This window comes from Aeromicrobium sp., assembly GCF_047606445.1.
Classification (GTDB): Bacteria; Actinomycetota; Actinomycetes; order Propionibacteriales; family Nocardioidaceae; genus Aeromicrobium.
Genome location: NZ_JASGEK010000080.1, coordinates 1 through 16668 on the forward strand (window position 1 = coordinate 1; position 16668 = coordinate 16668).

Below are 16668 nucleotides of genomic sequence, written 5' to 3' on the forward strand. Positions count from 1 at the left end.
ACGTGCACACGCCTGATGGGACGACGGGCGACTGGCATGACATGTTTCACTGGCGCGACGGTGTCGACCGGCCTCATCAGGTGACGCTCGGCGGCAGCGCCGAGGTCGACACGAACGCGCTCTACGGAGACTGGGGTGTCTATGAGGGGCGTGACCGGCTGGTCGCGAAAGGTTTGGACGTCCCGGCAGATGTGGGCGAGGTGTTCGTCGCCGACCACTTCCGTGCGATCCTTGACCTGCTGTGCCGCTCGCTCGCCAAGTACGGCCGTGTGCTCAATCTGAATGGCGCGACGACCGACTGGCTCGACACGCCCGAGCAGCAGCGTCTCGTCCTCGAGCAGGCCACCCGTCTGGCCGAGGTCCTCGACGTCGAGGGACAGCGGGCGCTCGCGTCGTGGATCGAGCGCGAGTACCGGGAGGCCGCGTAGATGGACTCCGATCCGACTCGAAGCGACGACGACGCCGGCGAGCAGAAGGAGTCGGACCCCGTGGTCTTCGAAGCCCCGAACCTCACCCATGAGCAGCAACAGCACGTCGCGCTGATGCTCTCCGTCGCCCAGCAGATCACCCGGGACACCGGAGACAACTTCGTCCTCAAAGGCGGCACCGCCCTACTGCTGGCGTACGGGCTGCCGCGTCACTCGACCGATCTGGACTTCGACGGACGACGGCCGAACACCAACCTCACCCGCAGCATCGAACGAGGAGCCCTCGCGGCCGGAGCGACAGTCGAGTCCCTCGGACTCAAGAAAGACACCCCGACGACCAAGCGCTACATGCTCCACTACGGCGGCCCGTCCCAGCCGGATCCCTTGAAGATCGAGACCTCCTTCCGGCAGGCCGGCGAGATCGACGAAGACGACGTGACCGTGGTCGACGGGTTCCGCGTCTACAAGATCGAACGTCTCGCCGCGCTCAAGATCGACGCCTTCCTCAACCGCGAGAAAGGACGCGACGTCTTCGACGTCTGGTTCCTCCTCACCCGGTACCCCGACGTCATCACCGACGAACAGGCCGCCGGCATCCGTGCGAAGGTGGACGAGCTGGGCGAAGACGGCCTCTACGCCCTGATGGAGAACGACTCACCGCTACGCGCCCACGACCTCGAGTCCATCGTGCTGGACCTGGTCGAGAGGGCGTGAACTCGCGGGTATGGGCGAGCGACAAGGCGCCGTCGTCGGCAGCATCCGGCTGGTCGTCCGCCCGGAGCGAGAAACGATCGATCTACCGCTCGATCGTGTCGGCGCCGAGGTGGGCGGCGTCAGCGGCCTGGCGGCCGTGCGCATGACCGAGAGGGTCGTAGCCGCCTCGGACGGTGCTGGCCGTCAGGTTGTCGCCGTAGACCTGTTGGACGAAATCGTCCACCTGCGATTCCCGGTCTCGCAGGACGGGCAGCGCTGACGCGGCGTCGTCGCTGTCGAAAGCTTGAGCGGTGCCTGCCGCGAGCCGCTCTCCGATCCGGTCGGCATAGGAGAGGAGGAATGAGGAACGGAACGAGGTGCTACGGGTCCGACCGCCCGGCGCACCGCGTCCGGCTTCGGCCAAGGCGCGTTGAGCTTGGACGAGGAGCGAGGTGAACAACAGCTCGACGGCCGAGAGATCCTCGGCATGCCCAAGAACGCAGCTCATGTGTCGGCCGGTCAGAAAAATCGCGCGGCACCGATTGGCCTCGGCGACTTTGACGAGAAGGAGCGATTTGACGTCGGCGTAGGGGGCGTCGATGGGAATACGGACCATGCGAGGCCGGTCGGTGCTGTCGCTGCCGTGCAGGAGCGCCTCATCGATGGCATGGCGGGTCATGAGTTCTTGCGCTTTGGCCGTGAAGGCGGCCGCCTCCTCGTCGAAATCGGTCGATTCGGCCTTCGCGAGGAGTTTGCGGACACGCGCCAGCATCGGGTGGCGGTTGCCGTCGTCGAACGGCATCCCCAAGGCGGCTTCCGTCGCCGGCGCGCCCGGCGGCGGAATCAGCATCTCCAATGGCGTCAGGGAACCGGCCACGTCGCAGAGGGCGATCACGGCCGAGCACCCGGCGAGCAGATCGAGGCCTTCCCGCTCACGCCACGCGGACAGCCACAGGCCTTGCGTCGAGTGTTGCCGTCCGCCCAGCGACATCAGATGCTCGGTCCATCGGGGGTCGACCACCTGTCCGACACGGCCCGCGTGGTCGGCGTGGTCGGCGTGGATCGCTATTTCGACGAGTCGCGCGGTCCTCGCGTCCACCGTGATGCGCAGGTGCCGACGTACCTCCTGCGGCTGCCAGCCCCGCTGCCACAGGTCGTCGACCAGGGAGATCAGCAATTCCTGCGCATGACGGTCGACCGCAGCCGCAGGCAAAGCCGCCAACGAGTCGAGAAGTTGCTCGCGCGTCGGGGGAGAATCTCCATCGGAGAAGGTGATGGCGCGATACCACAGCGTGGACGCCATCTCGGCGACCGAGGCGGCCCGAGAAGCGGTGGAGGAATGGCTGCCTGCGGCGGATCGTCTGCCGCTCTGTGCCTTTCGGCGCGCGCCGAGCTCTGTTGTTGCGTCCCATGGTCCTCCGTCGGTCCATGGCCAAGGTAACGGGCGAGGGGGAGTCCCCCGTCGGCGGCGCCTACCGCGACGAGGTCGTCGCCTCGGCGGTGCGGAGGCGGACCTCGCGTTCCATGCGCTTCTCGTGGCGCTCGCGCCCCTTGGCGGCCTCGCGCTCACGGTTCTTCGGGGGAGCCTTGGTCACGAGGTCGTCGAGGAGGCGCCTGGTCGTCTCGGCGATCTCGTCGACCGCGCGCTCGAAGGCCTCGGCGTTCGCCTGTGACGGGCGGGTCGACCCGCTCACCTTGCGGACGAACTGCAGCGCGGCCTCGCGCACCTCGTCGTCGGTCGTCGCCGGCTCGAAGTTGTGCAGGACTCGGATGTTGCGGCACATGATGAGACTGTAGAGGCCTGGGACAGCGAGGGTGAGGAATCTGATGGAACACGTGTCGTTGAGCGAGCCGCTGGCCTTCGAGGTGCGGTGTGTGGCCGATGAGAGCGACGACGACTCGACTCATCCGGTGATCGTCAGGCCGGACTGGACAACCGAAGTCGCCTGCGAGCGTTGTCGGGGAGCGATGACGCGCATGGTCATGGCGTTCCGCAACGCCTCGCGCTTTTGGGCCCGACGCGAGCCGATTCCGGTGAGGATGGAAGGCCGCGGCCGCTATCGGCGTCGAGCCAGCCATGAGAGATACCGGCCACGCTGCTGCGACCACAGTCTTGGCTACCTTCAGTCGAAGACGGCTCCACGCTACGCGCGCGATGTGGTGGGGGAGGCCGCGCATATCCGAAGCGTTGAGCATCAGGCGGTGGTCAACGGCTCGTCTCCAGTGCATCTGGCGGCGATGGTCGAGGCTGCCGAGCGCGTGGGCCTGTTGCCGACCAGACGGCCCGCCGCCGACGCCGAGATCCAGCGACTCGCCTCCGATCAGACACTCGACCTGCTGTGGGAGGCGGGCACGCACCCCGACGAGGTGAGGCGGTTCGAGCGTTTCGCCGACATCGTCGGGTCGCCGCTCTGCGCGCGCTTCTACCTCACCATGATCTACGCGGACATCGACGAGGAACGTCTGGCCGCCCTTCTGTCCTATCGGCCCGAGGTCGACGCGGCCTGGTGGCTGGCTTTGCGCTCAGGGCCGCGGGCGCAAGCGGCGGTGGCGAAGTGGCAGTTCTGGCTCGGTTTCGACATCACCTTGCCCACGGTCTTCACTGCTCTGAGCGGCGGTATGTCGCCTGACGAGGTGCGATCGTTGGCGGAGGAGTTGGGGAGGCCTATCGGGGAGGTCGCCCTTGACCTCGTGCGGTGGTTCCACGCGCTGTGCCTGCCGCGCGCGGAGCATTTCCGAGTGCTCGAACGCCATGGTGTGACCGTGCCGACTCTGGACGTCGATGCGGTGTTCCGATCTCAGGAGGCCGTGCGTGAGGAGGGGCTGACTGATTTCAATCAGCGGACCTTTCCGACACGGACCGACCTGGCGACCATGCTGGAGATCCTCGGTGACCAGTCGGCGGTGATCGAGGCCTTGCGTGACGGCGTGCGCTGTCTTGACGATCTCGACGGCGTCGTGCCCGATCCGACGGTCCGGCAGGAGAAGGCGGCTTCTGTTGGAAAAGACACGCGCCTGCACTTGCCTGATTACGGACTTGACGCGATCTATGACGACGAGTCGACGCTCGGGGTCGCGTTCGATCTGTTCGGCGAGGACTGCCGGATTCCCGGACGTTTCTATGCCCTGGCCGAACGTGACGAGGACATGGCGTATTGGGTGGCTTGTGACGGAGACGGGCGACTCCCCACCGGTTTCCTCGGGTTTCCCGACTCTCACGCGAGGGGAGGATGGCACTCACGGGTCACCGCTCGCGTCTACGCGGAAGTGGTCTCCGTCTCCCACTTCATCAACCACGAGTTCGTCCTGAGTTATAACTCAGGCGCGTTCGCGCCGCCGCGTAGAGCGTCCGGGCTGGGTGAGCAGCCGCCGGCGCGTTCGATCTCTCCGTACGGCGCCAGATGAGCCGCCCCGTCAGGTCAGCAGCGTCGCGACCGCCTTCGCGGTGGCCTTGGCCGAGCCGGGGTTCTGGCCGGTGACGAGACGGCCGTCGACCACGACGTTCGACACGAACGGCAGCCGTGCCTTCTCGTAGAGCCCGCCGCGCTCCTTCGCCACCGCCTCGGCGTTGTAGGGCACCAGGTCGGCGACCTTCGCCAACTCCTCCTCGCGCCAGGAGAAACCGGTCATGCGCTTGCCCGCGATCAGGTGGGAGCCGTCCGACAGGGTGACGTCGAGCAGGCCGCAGTAGCCGTGGCAGACCGAGGAGACGACGTCGCCGTTCTCGTAGACCTCGCGGGTGATCCGCTGCAAGCCCTCGCTGGTCTGGAAGTCGTACATGACCGCGTGGCCGCCGGTGAAGTAGATCGCGTCGTAGTCGGCCGCGTCGACCTCGTCGGGGTTCAGCGTGTCCTCCAAGAGCGCCATCTTGGCGGGGTCGGCGCGCCAGGCCTTGGCGGTCTTGTCGTAGTTCGGGAACTTCAGCGACCGGGGCTCCAGCGGGACCGCGCCGCCGGCCGGGCTGACGAGCCGCTGGTCGAAACCGTGCTCGGCGAACACGTGCCAGGCGTGGGTCAGCTCCGACAGCCACAGGCCGGTGGGATGGGAGGGGTCGTCGTAGGAGGCGATGTTGGTGACGACGTGCAGGACGCGACGGGACATGGTTCTCCTCGGGTGGGGGTCAGTGGAGCGCGACGATGGCGGCGAAGGACGTGCGGACGTGGTCGGCGATCTGGTCGGGGGAGTCAGCGGTGAGCTTGCCGTCGATGTAGAGGCAGGCCATGCCGTGGGCGAAAGCCCAGCCCGCGTCGGCCAGCGCGTCGGCGTCGCCGGATGGGAAGACGAGGGCCATGGCGGCCTGGAGAAGCGCGTGGATCTGGTCGACGACCTCCACGCGTTGCTCGTCGCCCTCGTCGCAGGCGTTGGTGAACATGATCCGGAACAGCGCGGGGCGGCGCAGCGCGAAGTCGACGTAGGCCACGGCCAGCTCGCCGAGGTCGTCGGCGCTCGCGGGGAGGTCACGGTCGGCGGTGAGGTCGGCGAGCAGGTCGCGCAGCCCTTCGGCGGCCAGCGCCGACTCCAGTGCGTCGCGGTCGGTGAAGTGCCGGTACAGCGCGGGCGCGGACACGCCGACGTCGCGGGCGACGCCGCGCAGCGAGAACTGCTCCCCGGCCTCCAGGGAGCGCATCGCGCTGGCGAGCGCGCTGGCCCTCAGGTCGCCGTGGTGGTAGGTCTCCTTGGCGGAAGTTGACACCGTTCACATCCTTGCGTACGCTCGATGTTATCGACGTAAACTTAACCCTGAGGAGCCCTTCATGGCAACCACCACGTCGGACCGGTTCTTCGAGCCGCTCACGCTGCCCGGCGGAGTGGTCCGCCTCCAGGCGGCCGAGGAGGTGCTGGCCGGAGGCGTCGCGCTCGTCGGCCTGGGCAGCGCGCTCGCCGTCGACCCCGACCTGCCGAACCGCTGGCGCGACGACCCCGTCGCCGCCGTGCGCCTGACCCCGGTGCGCATCGCCGACAAGACCGTCGCCTCCGCCGCTGGCATGGCCCGCGTCCGCCAACAGCTCCGGCGGCTCGGGCGCGGCCGGTCGACGCGGCCGTCGACGAGCCCGAAGACCGCGCTCGCCGTAGAGACGCTGCTGCAACGCCTCGCCCTGCGGCGCCACCGCCGCTGGCTCGCCACCCGCTGAACCCGTCCGCCCACCCCCTCACCCTGGAATGATGAGAGCGCCATGACTGACCAGAACCCGTCCACCCGCCCCTACGACGTCGTGCTGTTCGGCGCGACCGGCTTCACCGGCGGACTCACCGCCGAGTACCTCGCGGCGCGGCTGCCGGACGGCGCCGCCTGGGCGCTCGCCGGACGCAACCGGTCCAAGCTGGAGGCCGTCGCCGCGCGGCTGGCCGAGGAGCGCCCCGACGCCGCCGCCCCCGCGCTGCTCACCGCCGACGCCGCCGACCCCGACTCGCTGCGCGTCGTCGCCGAGTCCGCCCGCGTCGTCATCACCACGGTCGGCCCCTACCTGGCCCACGGCGAGCCGCTGGTGGCCGCCTGCGCCGACGCCGGGACCGACTACGCCGACCTCACCGGCGAGCCGGAGTTCGTCGACCGCATGTACGTGCGGCACCACGATACGGCCGTCGCCAGCGGAGCACGGATCGTGCACGCCTGCGGCTTCGACTCCATCCCGCACGACCTCGGCGCGCTGTTCACCGTCCAGCAGTTGCCGAAGGACGTGCCCGTCGAGGTGCGCGGCGTCGTGCGCAGCAACGCCATGTTCTCCGGCGGCACCTTCCACTCCGCGCTCGGCCAGATGTCGCGCATGGGGCAGATGCGGCAGGCCGTCGCCGAACGCAAAGCCGTCGAGCCGCGACTGGAGGGACGCCGCGCCCGAGCGGCCGCCGGGGGCGTGAAGCGCGACAGCGACCTCGGCGTGTGGCAGCTGCCGCTGCCGACCATCGACCCGGTCGTCGTCAAGCGGTCGGCCGCCGCCCGCGACGACTACGGCCCCGACTTCACCTACTCCCACTACGCCGGTCTGCGCCGCGTCACCACGCTCGCGGGCACGGTCGTCGGCTTCCCGCTGCTGTTCGGCGCGATCCAGGTGCCGCCGCTGCGCCGCTTCCTCGGCTCGCGCCTGCCGCAGGGCGAGGGGCCGAGCGAGGAGCGTCGCGCGACGTCGTTCTTCACCGTCGACTTCATCGGCTCCGGCGGCGGACAGAAGGTCCACACGCGAGTCAGCGGCGGCGACCCCGGCTACACCGAGACGTCCAAGATGCTCGCCGAGTCGGCCCTGTCGCTCGCCTTCGACGACAACCCCGACGTCGCTGGCCAGCTCACCACCGCCACCGCGATGGGCGAGAACCTCATGACCCGCCTGATCGCCGCGGGCTTGCGGTTCGAGGTGGTCGGCTAAGCCTCGAAGTCGTCGTGGGTGGCGACGCGGGCCAGCTCGATCGTGCCGTCGGGGAGCACCCAGTAGTGGAGGCGCCTGGCGGACGGGGTCTTGACCTGCAGGCTCGCGCGCCAGGCCACCGCGCCGTCGTCGCGGGTGCGCACCGGGTCCTCGCCGCCGGGGCCGGTGCGCAGGTGGTGCAGCTCGCGTCCGGCGGTCTGCGCGGCCAGGCCGGTCAGCACCTCGAACACGACGTCGGCGATCTTCTCGGTCTTGATGCCCTCGAGCTTGTCGAGCGACTCGAGGAAACGCGGGCCGAGGAGGTAGTCCGGCAACGGGCGCTCGGCCTGCTCGCCCGGCAGCGTGCGGGTGGCCCAGCGGGTCAGCACGAGATAGCGGAAGCCCTGCTCGGGGTCGGCGAACTGCGGTCCGGCGGCAGGCTCGACGTCGGCCCGCTTGCTGGAGCCGGCCTTGCGGAGCCGGGCGCGGGTGTTCTTCAACTCGTGCTCGGCCCGGTTGGCGCGGTGCTCGGCCTGACTGAGCAGATAGCGCAGCTGCGCCCGCTCGTCGTCGCCGGCCTGAATCTGGGCGCGCAGCTCCTCCTGCTCGCGCTTGAGCGCGTTGACGTCGGCGTTGAGGCCGTCGATCTTGCGGAGCAGGTCCTTGGTGCCCGCCGACCGGGGGGCGGGCTTCGGCGCGGCGGTCCTCGGGGCCGGGGCGGGCGGCGGACCGGCCTGTCGGCGCCTCTTGTCGAAGATCGCCGGGGTCGGGATGGCCGGACGGGGGGGCTCGGGCTCCGGCTCGGGCCGCTGTTCGACGGGAGGCGCGGGCGCGGCCGACGGGTGCGGCAGGGTGGGGGCGGCGACCGTCTCCTCGTCGAGGTCGGTCTCGGCGTCCTCGACCAGCCACGGCGGTCCGTCGGGCAGCAGCGAGGGTGCGGGAGCGACCGGCTCGTTGTCGTCGACGTCGTGCAACGCCAGCGCCCACTGCGGTCCCGTGGCGCCGACCCGTGCCGCGACGACCTCGCCGACCGTCATCAGCGTGCGCAGGTCGTCGGCGGGATTGGCGGTGACGTCGGCGCGCAGCACCGCGACTCTGACCTCGGGGGCGGAGGTCTTCGGATAGAGGACCAGCTCGGCCTTGCCGTTGCGCACCTTCGCCACCCGGGCGAGCACGACGTCGCCTGCCGCGTATCCGGCGAGCGCCTCCTCGGCGGGCCGCAGGCTCGCGCGCACGTCGATGCGGTTCGTCGCCGGGTCGTAGGTGCCGGCCACCTCCTGGCCCGCCTCGACGAGCCGTTCGATCGGCACGTCCTCGACCGTCAGGTCCTCGGCGATGGTGGCCATGCGGCTGCCGACCGGCACGATGGCGCGGCCGGCGATGACTCCGGTGACCGTGCCCGTCACCTGTCTGACCTGGGGCGTCGCGACCGGCTGTTGGAGGAGGCCCGCCGACGCGGCCATGCGCAGGGCGTCGGAGATGATCTGCTGGGTCGCGCGTCGGCCGTCGACGGCGTCGAAGGCGAAACGCAACGGCGCCTTCGTGACGTCGGAGGCCCACGCGTGGCCGACCGGGTAGACGCGGCCCGCGCCGCCGTAGACCTGCGTGCCGTCGGCCATGCGCCGGGAGAACTCCCAGGTGAACGACCCCGTCGGCATCAGGTAGATCTCGGCGAGGTCGCCGGCCTCCTCGGCGATCTGCTCCACGTCGATCCACGGCGTGGACCGCCCTGCGGGGGTGGTGACCACGACGACCGGCAAGTGGCGTTTGCCGCCGTTGAGCAGGTCCGCGAGCGCGGCGGCGGAGGATTCGTCATCGACGCGCTTGATCGTGGCCATGGGTCGAGTCTAGGGAACGCTGAGGAGGAGATCGGGGAGTCAGCGTGTCCCGGTCGGCCCGCCGATGCCGATCACCAGTCGCCGGGGGCCACCTCGTCGCCGCTGGCGTCCTTCAGCTGGACGACGTCCTTCGGGTCGACCGGGGTGAAGGGCGGATCGACCTCGTCGAGCGCTTCGCCGACGGGCGTGACCTCAGCGAGGGCGTCGGCGGCGGGCAGGTCGTCGGCGTCGGCGTCGTAGTGGTCGAACCACGGCAGGCCGTGTTGGACGTAGGCCTCCCGGTCGACCGGGGTCGGCGGGGGCGTCTCGCCGGTGATCGCGGCCCACTGGGCCGCCGAGCACAGGTGGACGAAGACGCGTGCCGAGCGCTGCTCGTCGTAGTCGGTCAGCGGCCGGGTGTCGGTGGCGATCTGCTGGCGCATGCGCCCGCCCGCGCCGAGGCCCATGTCGGGCGCGGCGCCCGCGAGGGGCATCGCCGATCTCGCCGCCGACCGTGTGACGGGCTGCCGTCGCCACGCCTCCAGGGCGTCCGCTGTCAGACCGACGAGCCGCAGCTGCACGCCGCCGTGGACCTCCTCGCCGGTCACCTGCCCCTCGACCGTCACGCCGAGCCCGAGCGGCACGGCGACGAACTGCCGGATGAAGCCGTCGCCGGCGTTGATCCCGTCGAGCCACGGCTGACGGGGCAGCGGCGCGTAGTTCTGCGGGCTCCGGCTCAGCCGATCCTGCCGGGATTCGCCGCTGATCGCGCAGACGTTGCCGACGCCGACCTGGAGCGCGGCGGGCTCGTCGGCGTGGAACGACAGCCACATCGCCTCGCGTTGGTAGACCGGCAGCATGACGCCGCCGCGCTCGCGCCAGGCGGCCGGGACGGTGTCGGGGTAGTCCTCGACCCGGCGCAGCGGGAACGACCCCAGACCCGGCGGCAGAGGGTGAAGGCCCTGCTCGGGGATGCGCAGCGTGCGTTGGAAGGTCAGGCGCAGCGGGCCGAGCCGCAGTCGGTCGTGGTCGACGGTCACCGGCGGGAAGGACATGGCGGCTCCTGTTCTCGGGCGCTCCGGCGCGGTCGGCGGTCGGAGCCGGACGCTCGTCGGCCACGATAGTCCCATGGAACCGATGCCGTCCGTGTGTGACGAGACCGTGTGGCCCGACGGGCTGGAAGACTCCTTCTGGGCCTACGAGCGGGCGCTGATGAGCGACGACGTCGGGGCGATGGGCGAGCTGTTCGCGGCCCGGCCGACGACGCTGCGCGGCGACCCGGGCGGCCTGCTGGTCGGCCACGAGCAGATCTCGGCGTTCCGCCGGGTCCGGGGCGGGGCGCCGCCGCGTGAGGTCGTGGACGTCCATGTGCAGGTCGTCGACGACACGGCCGCGCTGGTCGTCGCGGTGACCGCGCCGGCCAAGGGCGGACGGGGTTTGCAGACGCAGTTATGGCGTCGGGTCGACGGACGCTGGCAGGTGTCGTCGGCGCATGTCAGCCCGCCGCCGTCGACCTTCGACCCGTCCGTCTGGCGGGTGGTCGGCGACCCGTTCGCGCCCGCCACCGGCGAGGGTCTGCTCGACGGGGTGTCGCTCGCGGTGGAGGATGGGGTCGACCTCGCCGAGGTGGATCCGCTGCTGGCCGCCGGGGCGTGCGTCCGCGGCATCACTCGCGCGGGCTCGGGCGGGGCCGTCAACGCGGTGATCCCCGCGGCGCGTCCGGGAACGGTCACCGCGACGGCGGTGGCGCTCGGGGCGGCGACGGTCGGGGTGATCGCCGACGCCGGCGCCCGGACCTTGAGTTCGGCCGCCTATCAAGGGTTGTGGGCGGTGCGCGGGCCGGAGGGCGTCGGGGTGTTGGCCCGGCGGCCCGAGGTTCTGGCGTCGGTGCTCGCACGGCTGACGGCGGACGATCAGCCGGAGCCGTCGGAGGTCGAGTGTGTCGAGTGGACGTCGTCGGTGGCGCCGCACGTGTGGACTGACGACGCCGATCTGGATCGGGCGGAGGAGGCGTTGCGGTCGCTGGGCGACCGCGCTGCACGGTCCGGCCGCTCGCTCGTGATCGAGCCGGTGCCGGGGGAGTGTCCTGGGCTCCGCGTCCGCCTGGTGGACTCTGGCCGGGAGAGCCGGGTGCTGGACACGCTCGCCGAGCCGGTCTGACGGTCGAGTCGACCGTTGGTGTCGGCGGCGCGTGCCAGAGTGGGTCCATGATCGTTGAGACCAAGGTGGTCGGGGCGCGGGAGACCGAGTCGCTGCGCGTCGATCTGACGGGGGACGTGGCCACGCTGCGCGACCTGCTCGCGGTGCTGGTGCGCCACGAGCTGGCCGCCTACGAACGACATCGGGAGGCCAGCGCCGCGCTGCGCGTGCTGACGCCCGCCGACCTCGCGCGCGGCGTCGACACCGGCGTGTACGGGCGCGAGCTCCGGCGGCTGCCCGCTCCGCCCCCGGAGCCCGAGGCCGTCCGCCGCGCGGTGGAGGCCTTCGGCGACGGCCTGTTCTTCGCCTTCGTCGACGGCGAACAGGTCGAGGAGCTCGACGAGCCCCTGGCCGTCGCGGCCGACTCGACCGTCCGTCTGGTCCGGCTCGTCGCGCTGGCGGGTGGTTGAGGTGTTGGCCGGAGACGAGGCCCGCGCGCGGCTGGCCGGCCACACGGCCCCCGACGACGAGCAACGGCGCGGCGTCCGGGTCCGCAAGCGCTTCGCGCCACCTTTGGCGCACGACATCGCCGCCGCCCTCGACGGCCGCGTCAACTCCTGGCGAGGGTGCGCCGAGAAGCTCGACCGGCTCAGCCTCGGCAAGCGCGAGAAAGTCCTGGCGGCGCTCTCGCCCGAACTCGGCAAGGACCTCGCCTTCTGGTGGGAGTGGTCGGCCGGCCAGCCCTATCAGCGCGGGTGGGGTCGTCGGGCGTTCCGCTCGTCCGATCCGGCGGACTCACTGGAGGCCCGGTGGCACGACCTGCGCAGCCTCCTGCATCTCGCGGTCCGGCATCCGAAGCCGTTGGAGTGGTACGCCGACTGGGTGATGCACGTCGGTCAGTACACGCCGCTCGGCTCGCTGCTCGCCTCGTCCGTCGACCACGGCCGCCGCGACGTCTTCGACACCATGGCCGCCTGTCTGCGCGGCGACCACCCCGTCAGCGGCCCCGCGCAGCACGTCTACGTCGCGCTGCTGTCGGCCTCCGACCCGCAGGGCTGGGCGCAGGTCGAGCAGCTGCTGGTCTCGGCGCAGCGCGCCGAGGGTCTGCGCCAGACCATCCTGGAGGCCGCCGACCTCGCCCATCCCGACGCCTTCGCCCGCGTGCTCGACCTCGTGGTCGAGCATCGGCTGGCCCGCTTCGCGGGCACCGTCCGGGCGCTCGGCGTCTGGGTGGGCGAGGAGTTGAACGTCCGCCAGGAGAAGCCGGTCGCCGCCGCGATCACCGCGATCCGCGACCGCCTGCGCCAGCCGCCGACCGTGGAGGCGCTGAGTGGCGCCGATCCGGTCGAGACGTTCTTGGGTGTCTGGTCGCTCGCCGTGCGCGACGTCCATCAGGCGATCCCGGTGGCCGAGGCGCTGCTGGACGGCGACGACGAGCGGACCCGCTTGGCGGCGGCCCGGCTGTTGAAGGACTTCTCGGTCGCCGCCTGCGGTCCGGGCTTGGAACGGGCGCTGGCCGACACGGCGCTGCCGGTCTACGCCGCCGCCGTCGAGGCGTGGCCCGCGCACGACTACGGCCCCCGGAACGCCTTCGCTCCGCTCACCGACGCCGCGCGCGCCGGCCTGCGCGAGCGCGTCGCCGCGCTCGGCAAGGTTCAGGAGGTGGAGACCGGACTGATCGGTGAGCGGCCGCGCAAGATCAGCGGCCCGCTCGCGGCCGATCTGCTCGTCTGCCACGCCGACGGACCGCTCGATCCCGAGCTCGTGGCCGCCGCGACCGCCGACGGCCGGGCGGTCGCGGCGCGCGCCTACGCGAAGGATCCGCAGGCCCATCGCGCGGCGCTCTTCTCGATGCTCGCCGACCGTTCGTCGGTGGTGCGCGACCGGGTGAGCGAGGCGCTGCAGTCGCTCCCCGGTCTCACCGAGGACGAGGCGCTGATCGTCGAGAAGACGCTCACCCGCAAGGCCGCCGACGTGCGCACCAACGCCCTCACGCTCTTGCGGCAGCAGGAGCCGGAGGCGCTGCGCGCGTCGGTCGCGCGGCTGTCCGACGGCACGGCCGACCAGCAGCGGGCCGCCGAGGAGCTCGGCCAGCACGCGCGGGGCGAGCAGCAGGCCTCGGTCGAGGCTCCGGCGGCCGTCCGGTTCAGCGTCGCCGACCGCACGCCGGCCGAGCGTCCGGTCCCGCCCGCCCGCCGCTGGGCGGAGTACCACGAGAACGCCCGCCTCATCCTGAGCTCGCTGCGCGCCTGGCTCGACGAGCACGCCGACACCGAGGTGCAGACCGGCTGGGGCGTGGAGCTGCTGGCCAACCTCCGCTATCTCGGCGCCAGCCAGGACGGCCGGCTGCCGCTGCCGCAGATCACCGAGCCGTGGTGGGAGCGCGTCGCCCCGCAGCTGACCGACGGCGGCGTCGAGGCCGCCCTGCTCACGCAGTTGGCGCGGACGGACCGGCCGTGGGCGCGTGAGCTGCTGGTCGAGGTCGCGGGCCCGGCGGTGCTGGAGTTCGTCGGCGAGGACACCCCGCCACTGCTGTGGGACATCGTGCGCGAGGCCGCGGTGCACGCGTGGCGCGATAGCTGGGCCGACCCGCTGCTCGACCTGTTGGAGACGGTCGCCGTACGGCTTCCGCTCGACGGCCTGGTCGGCCCCGCTGAGGTGTTGGAACGGCGCGGCCGGAGGCTGGAGCGGGACCAGTGGGGCAATATCCGCGCTTTCGACGAGCGCGGCTCCTTCGACTGGCTGTTCGCCGGGAGCCACCGTCTGCTCGATCCGGAGCGGTTGAGCGACGACCAGCTCCGGCGGCTCTGGCGGGCGCTGCGGTACGTCGACGAGCCGGAGGGCACGCTCGACCGCTGGGACGGCCCGCTGGTCGAGGTCGAGGCGCGCGGCTCCTACGGCCGTTCCGGCGGCACGGTCCGGGTGCCCGACCAGCCGCAGCGCTGGCCGATCTCGATGCGTCTGCTGGTGGCGGCCTTCGAGCGCGGCGTCGCCACCGACGCCGACGTGCTCGACGCGCTGTTGCCCATCCACCAGGTGCGGTCCTGGTACTCCAGCCGCAACGACCGCGCCCTGTGGACGCTCACCGGGGTGCGGCCCGAGGAGTGGGCGTCGGGGGAGCGGGTGCAGGCGGTGGTGGCGCGGTTCCGAGCGGCGGTCGTCGACGCCGAGACCTCCCGAGGGGACCTGCCGGGTCCGTTGTCAGAGGCTGCGCGCGGCCTGCGCAGCACCGATGGCGCCGAGCAGCTGACCCGGTGTCTCGCGGCGCTCGGCAAGCGTCCCTTCGCCCGCGGCTACACCTGGACGCCGTCGCGCGAGAGCAGTCTGTCGCACCTGGTCCGGGTCAATCAGCCCTCGCCCGGCGACACGGTCGAGCGGCTGGGCGAGCTGGTCGAGGCGGCGAAGATCACCGACCAGCGGCTCGTCGAGACCGCCGTGTACGCGCCGCAGTGGTCGAATTTGATCGAGCAGCGACTCGGCTGGTCCGGGTTGGAGTCGGCGGTGTGGTGGGTGCACGCGCACACCAAGGACGAGGGCTGGGACGTCGACCAGGCGATCCGCGCCCGATGGGCCACCGAGGTCAGCCAGCGCACGCCGTTGGAGGCGAGCGACCTGGTGCGCGGCGCGGCTGACGTCCAGTGGTTCCGCGCGGTGGTCGACACCCTCGGCGAGGAGCGGTTCGCGCAGGTGCTCAAGGCGGCCAAGTACGCGTCGTCGTCGGGCGGGCACAAACGTGCCGAGCTGTTCGCCACGGCGCTGCTCGGCCAGGTCGATGCGGCGGCGGTCGCGGAGCGGATCGCGGCCAAGCGTCATCAGGACTCGGTGCGGGCGCTCGGTCTGGTGCCGCTGGCCGACCAACAAGAGTTGCTCGACCGCTACGAGTTGCTGCGCGGCTTCGTCGCCTCGGACCGCACGTCGGGCTCGCAGCGGCGGGCCTCGGAGACGACGGCGGTCGAGGTCGGCATGGAGAATCTGGCGCGCACGGCTGGTTTCCGTGACCCGCAGCGTCTGGTGTGGGCGATGGAGGCCGCCGCCGTGCGCGATCTCGCGCAGGGTCCGGTCACCGCCGAGCATGACGACCTCGTCGTCTCGCTGTCACTCGACGCGTCCGGGTCACCGCAGCTCGACGTGGCGCGGGCGGGTAAGACGCTCAAGTCGATTCCGGCCAAGAGCGCCAAGATCCCCGAGATCGCCGCGTTGAAGCAGCGCGCGAGGTCGTTGCGGTCGCAGGCCAAGCGCATGCGGGCGTCCTTGGAGGCGGCGTGCGTGCTCGGCGACGCCTTCGAGGGCTCCGAGCTCGACGACTTGCTGGGCCACCCGATCCTCGCGCCGATGTTGCGCGACCTCGTGTTGGTCGACGAGGAGGGTCGGGTGGGCTTCCCCGTCGACGGCCGCACGCTCGCCTCGGCGGAGGGTGAGGAGCGGGCCGCCTCGGGCGCGCTGAGGATCGCCCATCCGGTCGACCTGTCGGCGTCGGGGGAGTGGCCGGAGTTCCAGCACGCGCTCATGGTCGCCGGGCGTCGGCAGACGTTCAAACAGGTCTTCCGCGAGCTGTACACGCTCAACGCGAACGAGCGCGACGAGGAGGGGGTGGCCTCGCGGCGGTACTCGGGCCATCAGGTGCAGGCGCGTCAGGCGAACGGCGTCTTCGGCTCGCGCGGCTGGGTGGCCGACTTCGAGTCGGGCCTGTCGCGCACCTTCCACCAGCAGAAGATCACCGTCTGGTGCCACCTGGTGAACGGTTGGGGCTCGCCGACGGAGGTCGAGGACGCCACCGTGGAGGACGTCACTTTCCATCCGGCCGGCGAGTGGCGTCCGATGCCGCTGTCGGAGGTGCCGCCACGGGTGTTCTCCGAGGCGATGCGCGACCTCGACCTCGTGGTGTCGGTGGCGCATTCGGCCGGTGTCGACCCGGAGACCTCGGAGTCGTCGGTGCGCACGCGCGGGCGGCTGGTCGAGGAGACCTGCGACCTGCTGGGCCTGTCGAACGTCGAGGTCGGCGGCCACCACGTGCGGGTCAAGGGCACGCTGGGCACGTACTCGATCCACCTCGGCTCGGGCGTCGTGCATCGGATCCCCGGCAACGCGGTGTGCATCGTCCCGGTGTCGGCGCAGCACCGCGGCCGGATCTTCCTCCCCTTCGCCGACGACGACCCCCGCACCGCCGAGATCGTCGCCAAGGTCGTCCTCCTCGCCCGCGACGAGAAGATCAAAGACCCGACCATCCTGCAGCAGTTGGTGGGGTGAGGAGGG

14 protein-coding genes are annotated in these 16668 nt (G+C 71.4%); 8 read left to right on the forward strand and 6 right to left on the reverse strand.

From position 1 onward, the window contains the following. Positions 1-428: hypothetical protein (locus QM621_RS14750; protein WP_414991147.1), on the forward strand; the 428-nt coding region annotated here is incomplete at its 5' end. Further along, on the forward strand, positions 429-1142 hold the full coding sequence (locus QM621_RS14755; RefSeq protein WP_414991148.1) for a nucleotidyl transferase AbiEii/AbiGii toxin family protein: 714 nt from the start codon (positions 429-431) through the stop codon (positions 1140-1142). 82 nt (positions 1143-1224) lie between these two features. On the opposite strand, the gene QM621_RS14760 is transcribed toward QM621_RS14755, so the two are convergent. Continuing rightward, a complete protein-coding gene (locus QM621_RS14760; protein ID WP_414991149.1) occupies positions 1225-2424 on the reverse strand; it encodes a DUF2786 domain-containing protein in 1200 nt (399 codons plus the stop codon). A gap of 169 nt (positions 2425-2593) precedes the next feature. Further along, entirely contained in the window at positions 2594-2905 is a 312-nt protein-coding gene (locus QM621_RS14765; protein ID WP_414991150.1) for a DUF2277 domain-containing protein, read from the reverse strand. A 43-nt stretch (positions 2906-2948) separates the two neighbouring features. On the opposite strand from QM621_RS14765, the gene QM621_RS14770 reads away from it, so the two are divergent. Continuing rightward, complete coding sequence (locus QM621_RS14770) at positions 2949-4526, forward strand: hypothetical protein (protein ID WP_414991151.1); 1578 nt, start codon at positions 2949-2951, stop codon at positions 4524-4526. A 9-nt stretch (positions 4527-4535) separates the two neighbouring features. Here the strand turns inward: QM621_RS14770 and QM621_RS14775 are convergent, their stop codons facing one another. Together QM621_RS14775 and QM621_RS14780 are read right to left on the reverse strand one after the other, a co-directional pair. Beyond that, on the reverse strand, positions 4536-5222 hold the full coding sequence (locus QM621_RS14775; protein WP_414991152.1) for a type 1 glutamine amidotransferase domain-containing protein: 687 nt from the start codon (positions 5220-5222) through the stop codon (positions 4536-4538). A 19-nt stretch (positions 5223-5241) separates the two neighbouring features. Further along, a complete protein-coding gene (locus tag QM621_RS14780) occupies positions 5242-5814 on the reverse strand; it encodes a TetR/AcrR family transcriptional regulator (protein WP_414991153.1) in 573 nt (190 codons plus the stop codon). Positions 5815-5875: 61 nt separating this feature from the next. Between QM621_RS14780 and QM621_RS14785 the strand changes: the two genes are divergently transcribed. Both QM621_RS14785 and QM621_RS14790 read left to right on the forward strand, forming a co-directional pair. Beyond that, positions 5876-6253 carry a hypothetical protein gene (locus tag QM621_RS14785; protein WP_414991154.1) on the forward strand — a complete coding sequence of 126 codons (378 nt, stop codon included), beginning with the start codon at positions 5876-5878 and terminating at the stop codon, positions 6251-6253. Positions 6254-6295: 42 nt separating this feature from the next. Next, positions 6296-7480 (forward strand): saccharopine dehydrogenase family protein, encoded by a 1185-nt coding sequence (locus QM621_RS14790; RefSeq protein ID WP_414991155.1) that lies wholly within the window; start codon positions 6296-6298, stop codon positions 7478-7480. Here the strand turns inward: QM621_RS14790 and QM621_RS14795 are convergent. Then, complete coding sequence (locus QM621_RS14795; protein WP_414991156.1) at positions 7477-9297, reverse strand: hypothetical protein; 1821 nt, start codon at positions 9295-9297, stop codon at positions 7477-7479. The genes QM621_RS14790 and QM621_RS14795 overlap by 4 nt on opposite strands. A gap of 71 nt (positions 9298-9368) precedes the next feature. Then, positions 9369-10331 carry a hypothetical protein gene (locus tag QM621_RS14800; RefSeq protein WP_414991157.1) on the reverse strand — a complete coding sequence of 321 codons (963 nt, stop codon included), beginning with the start codon at positions 10329-10331 and terminating at the stop codon, positions 9369-9371. An 82-nt stretch (positions 10332-10413) separates the two neighbouring features. On the opposite strand from QM621_RS14800, the gene QM621_RS14805 reads away from it, so the two are divergent. Genes QM621_RS14805 through QM621_RS14815 form a run of 3 tightly spaced genes read left to right on the forward strand, consistent with a single transcriptional unit; the run spans position 10414 to position 16662 of the window. Then, positions 10414-11436 carry an AtzH-like domain-containing protein gene (locus QM621_RS14805; RefSeq protein ID WP_414991158.1) on the forward strand — a complete coding sequence of 341 codons (1023 nt, stop codon included), beginning with the start codon at positions 10414-10416 and terminating at the stop codon, positions 11434-11436. A gap of 47 nt (positions 11437-11483) precedes the next feature. Next, on the forward strand, positions 11484-11885 hold the full coding sequence (locus QM621_RS14810) for a hypothetical protein (RefSeq protein ID WP_414991159.1): 402 nt from the start codon (positions 11484-11486) through the stop codon (positions 11883-11885). A 1-nt stretch (position 11886) separates the two neighbouring features. Continuing rightward, entirely contained in the window at positions 11887-16662 is a 4776-nt protein-coding gene (locus QM621_RS14815) for a DUF5724 domain-containing protein (protein WP_414991160.1), read from the forward strand. Positions 16663-16668: the final 6 nt, after the last annotated feature.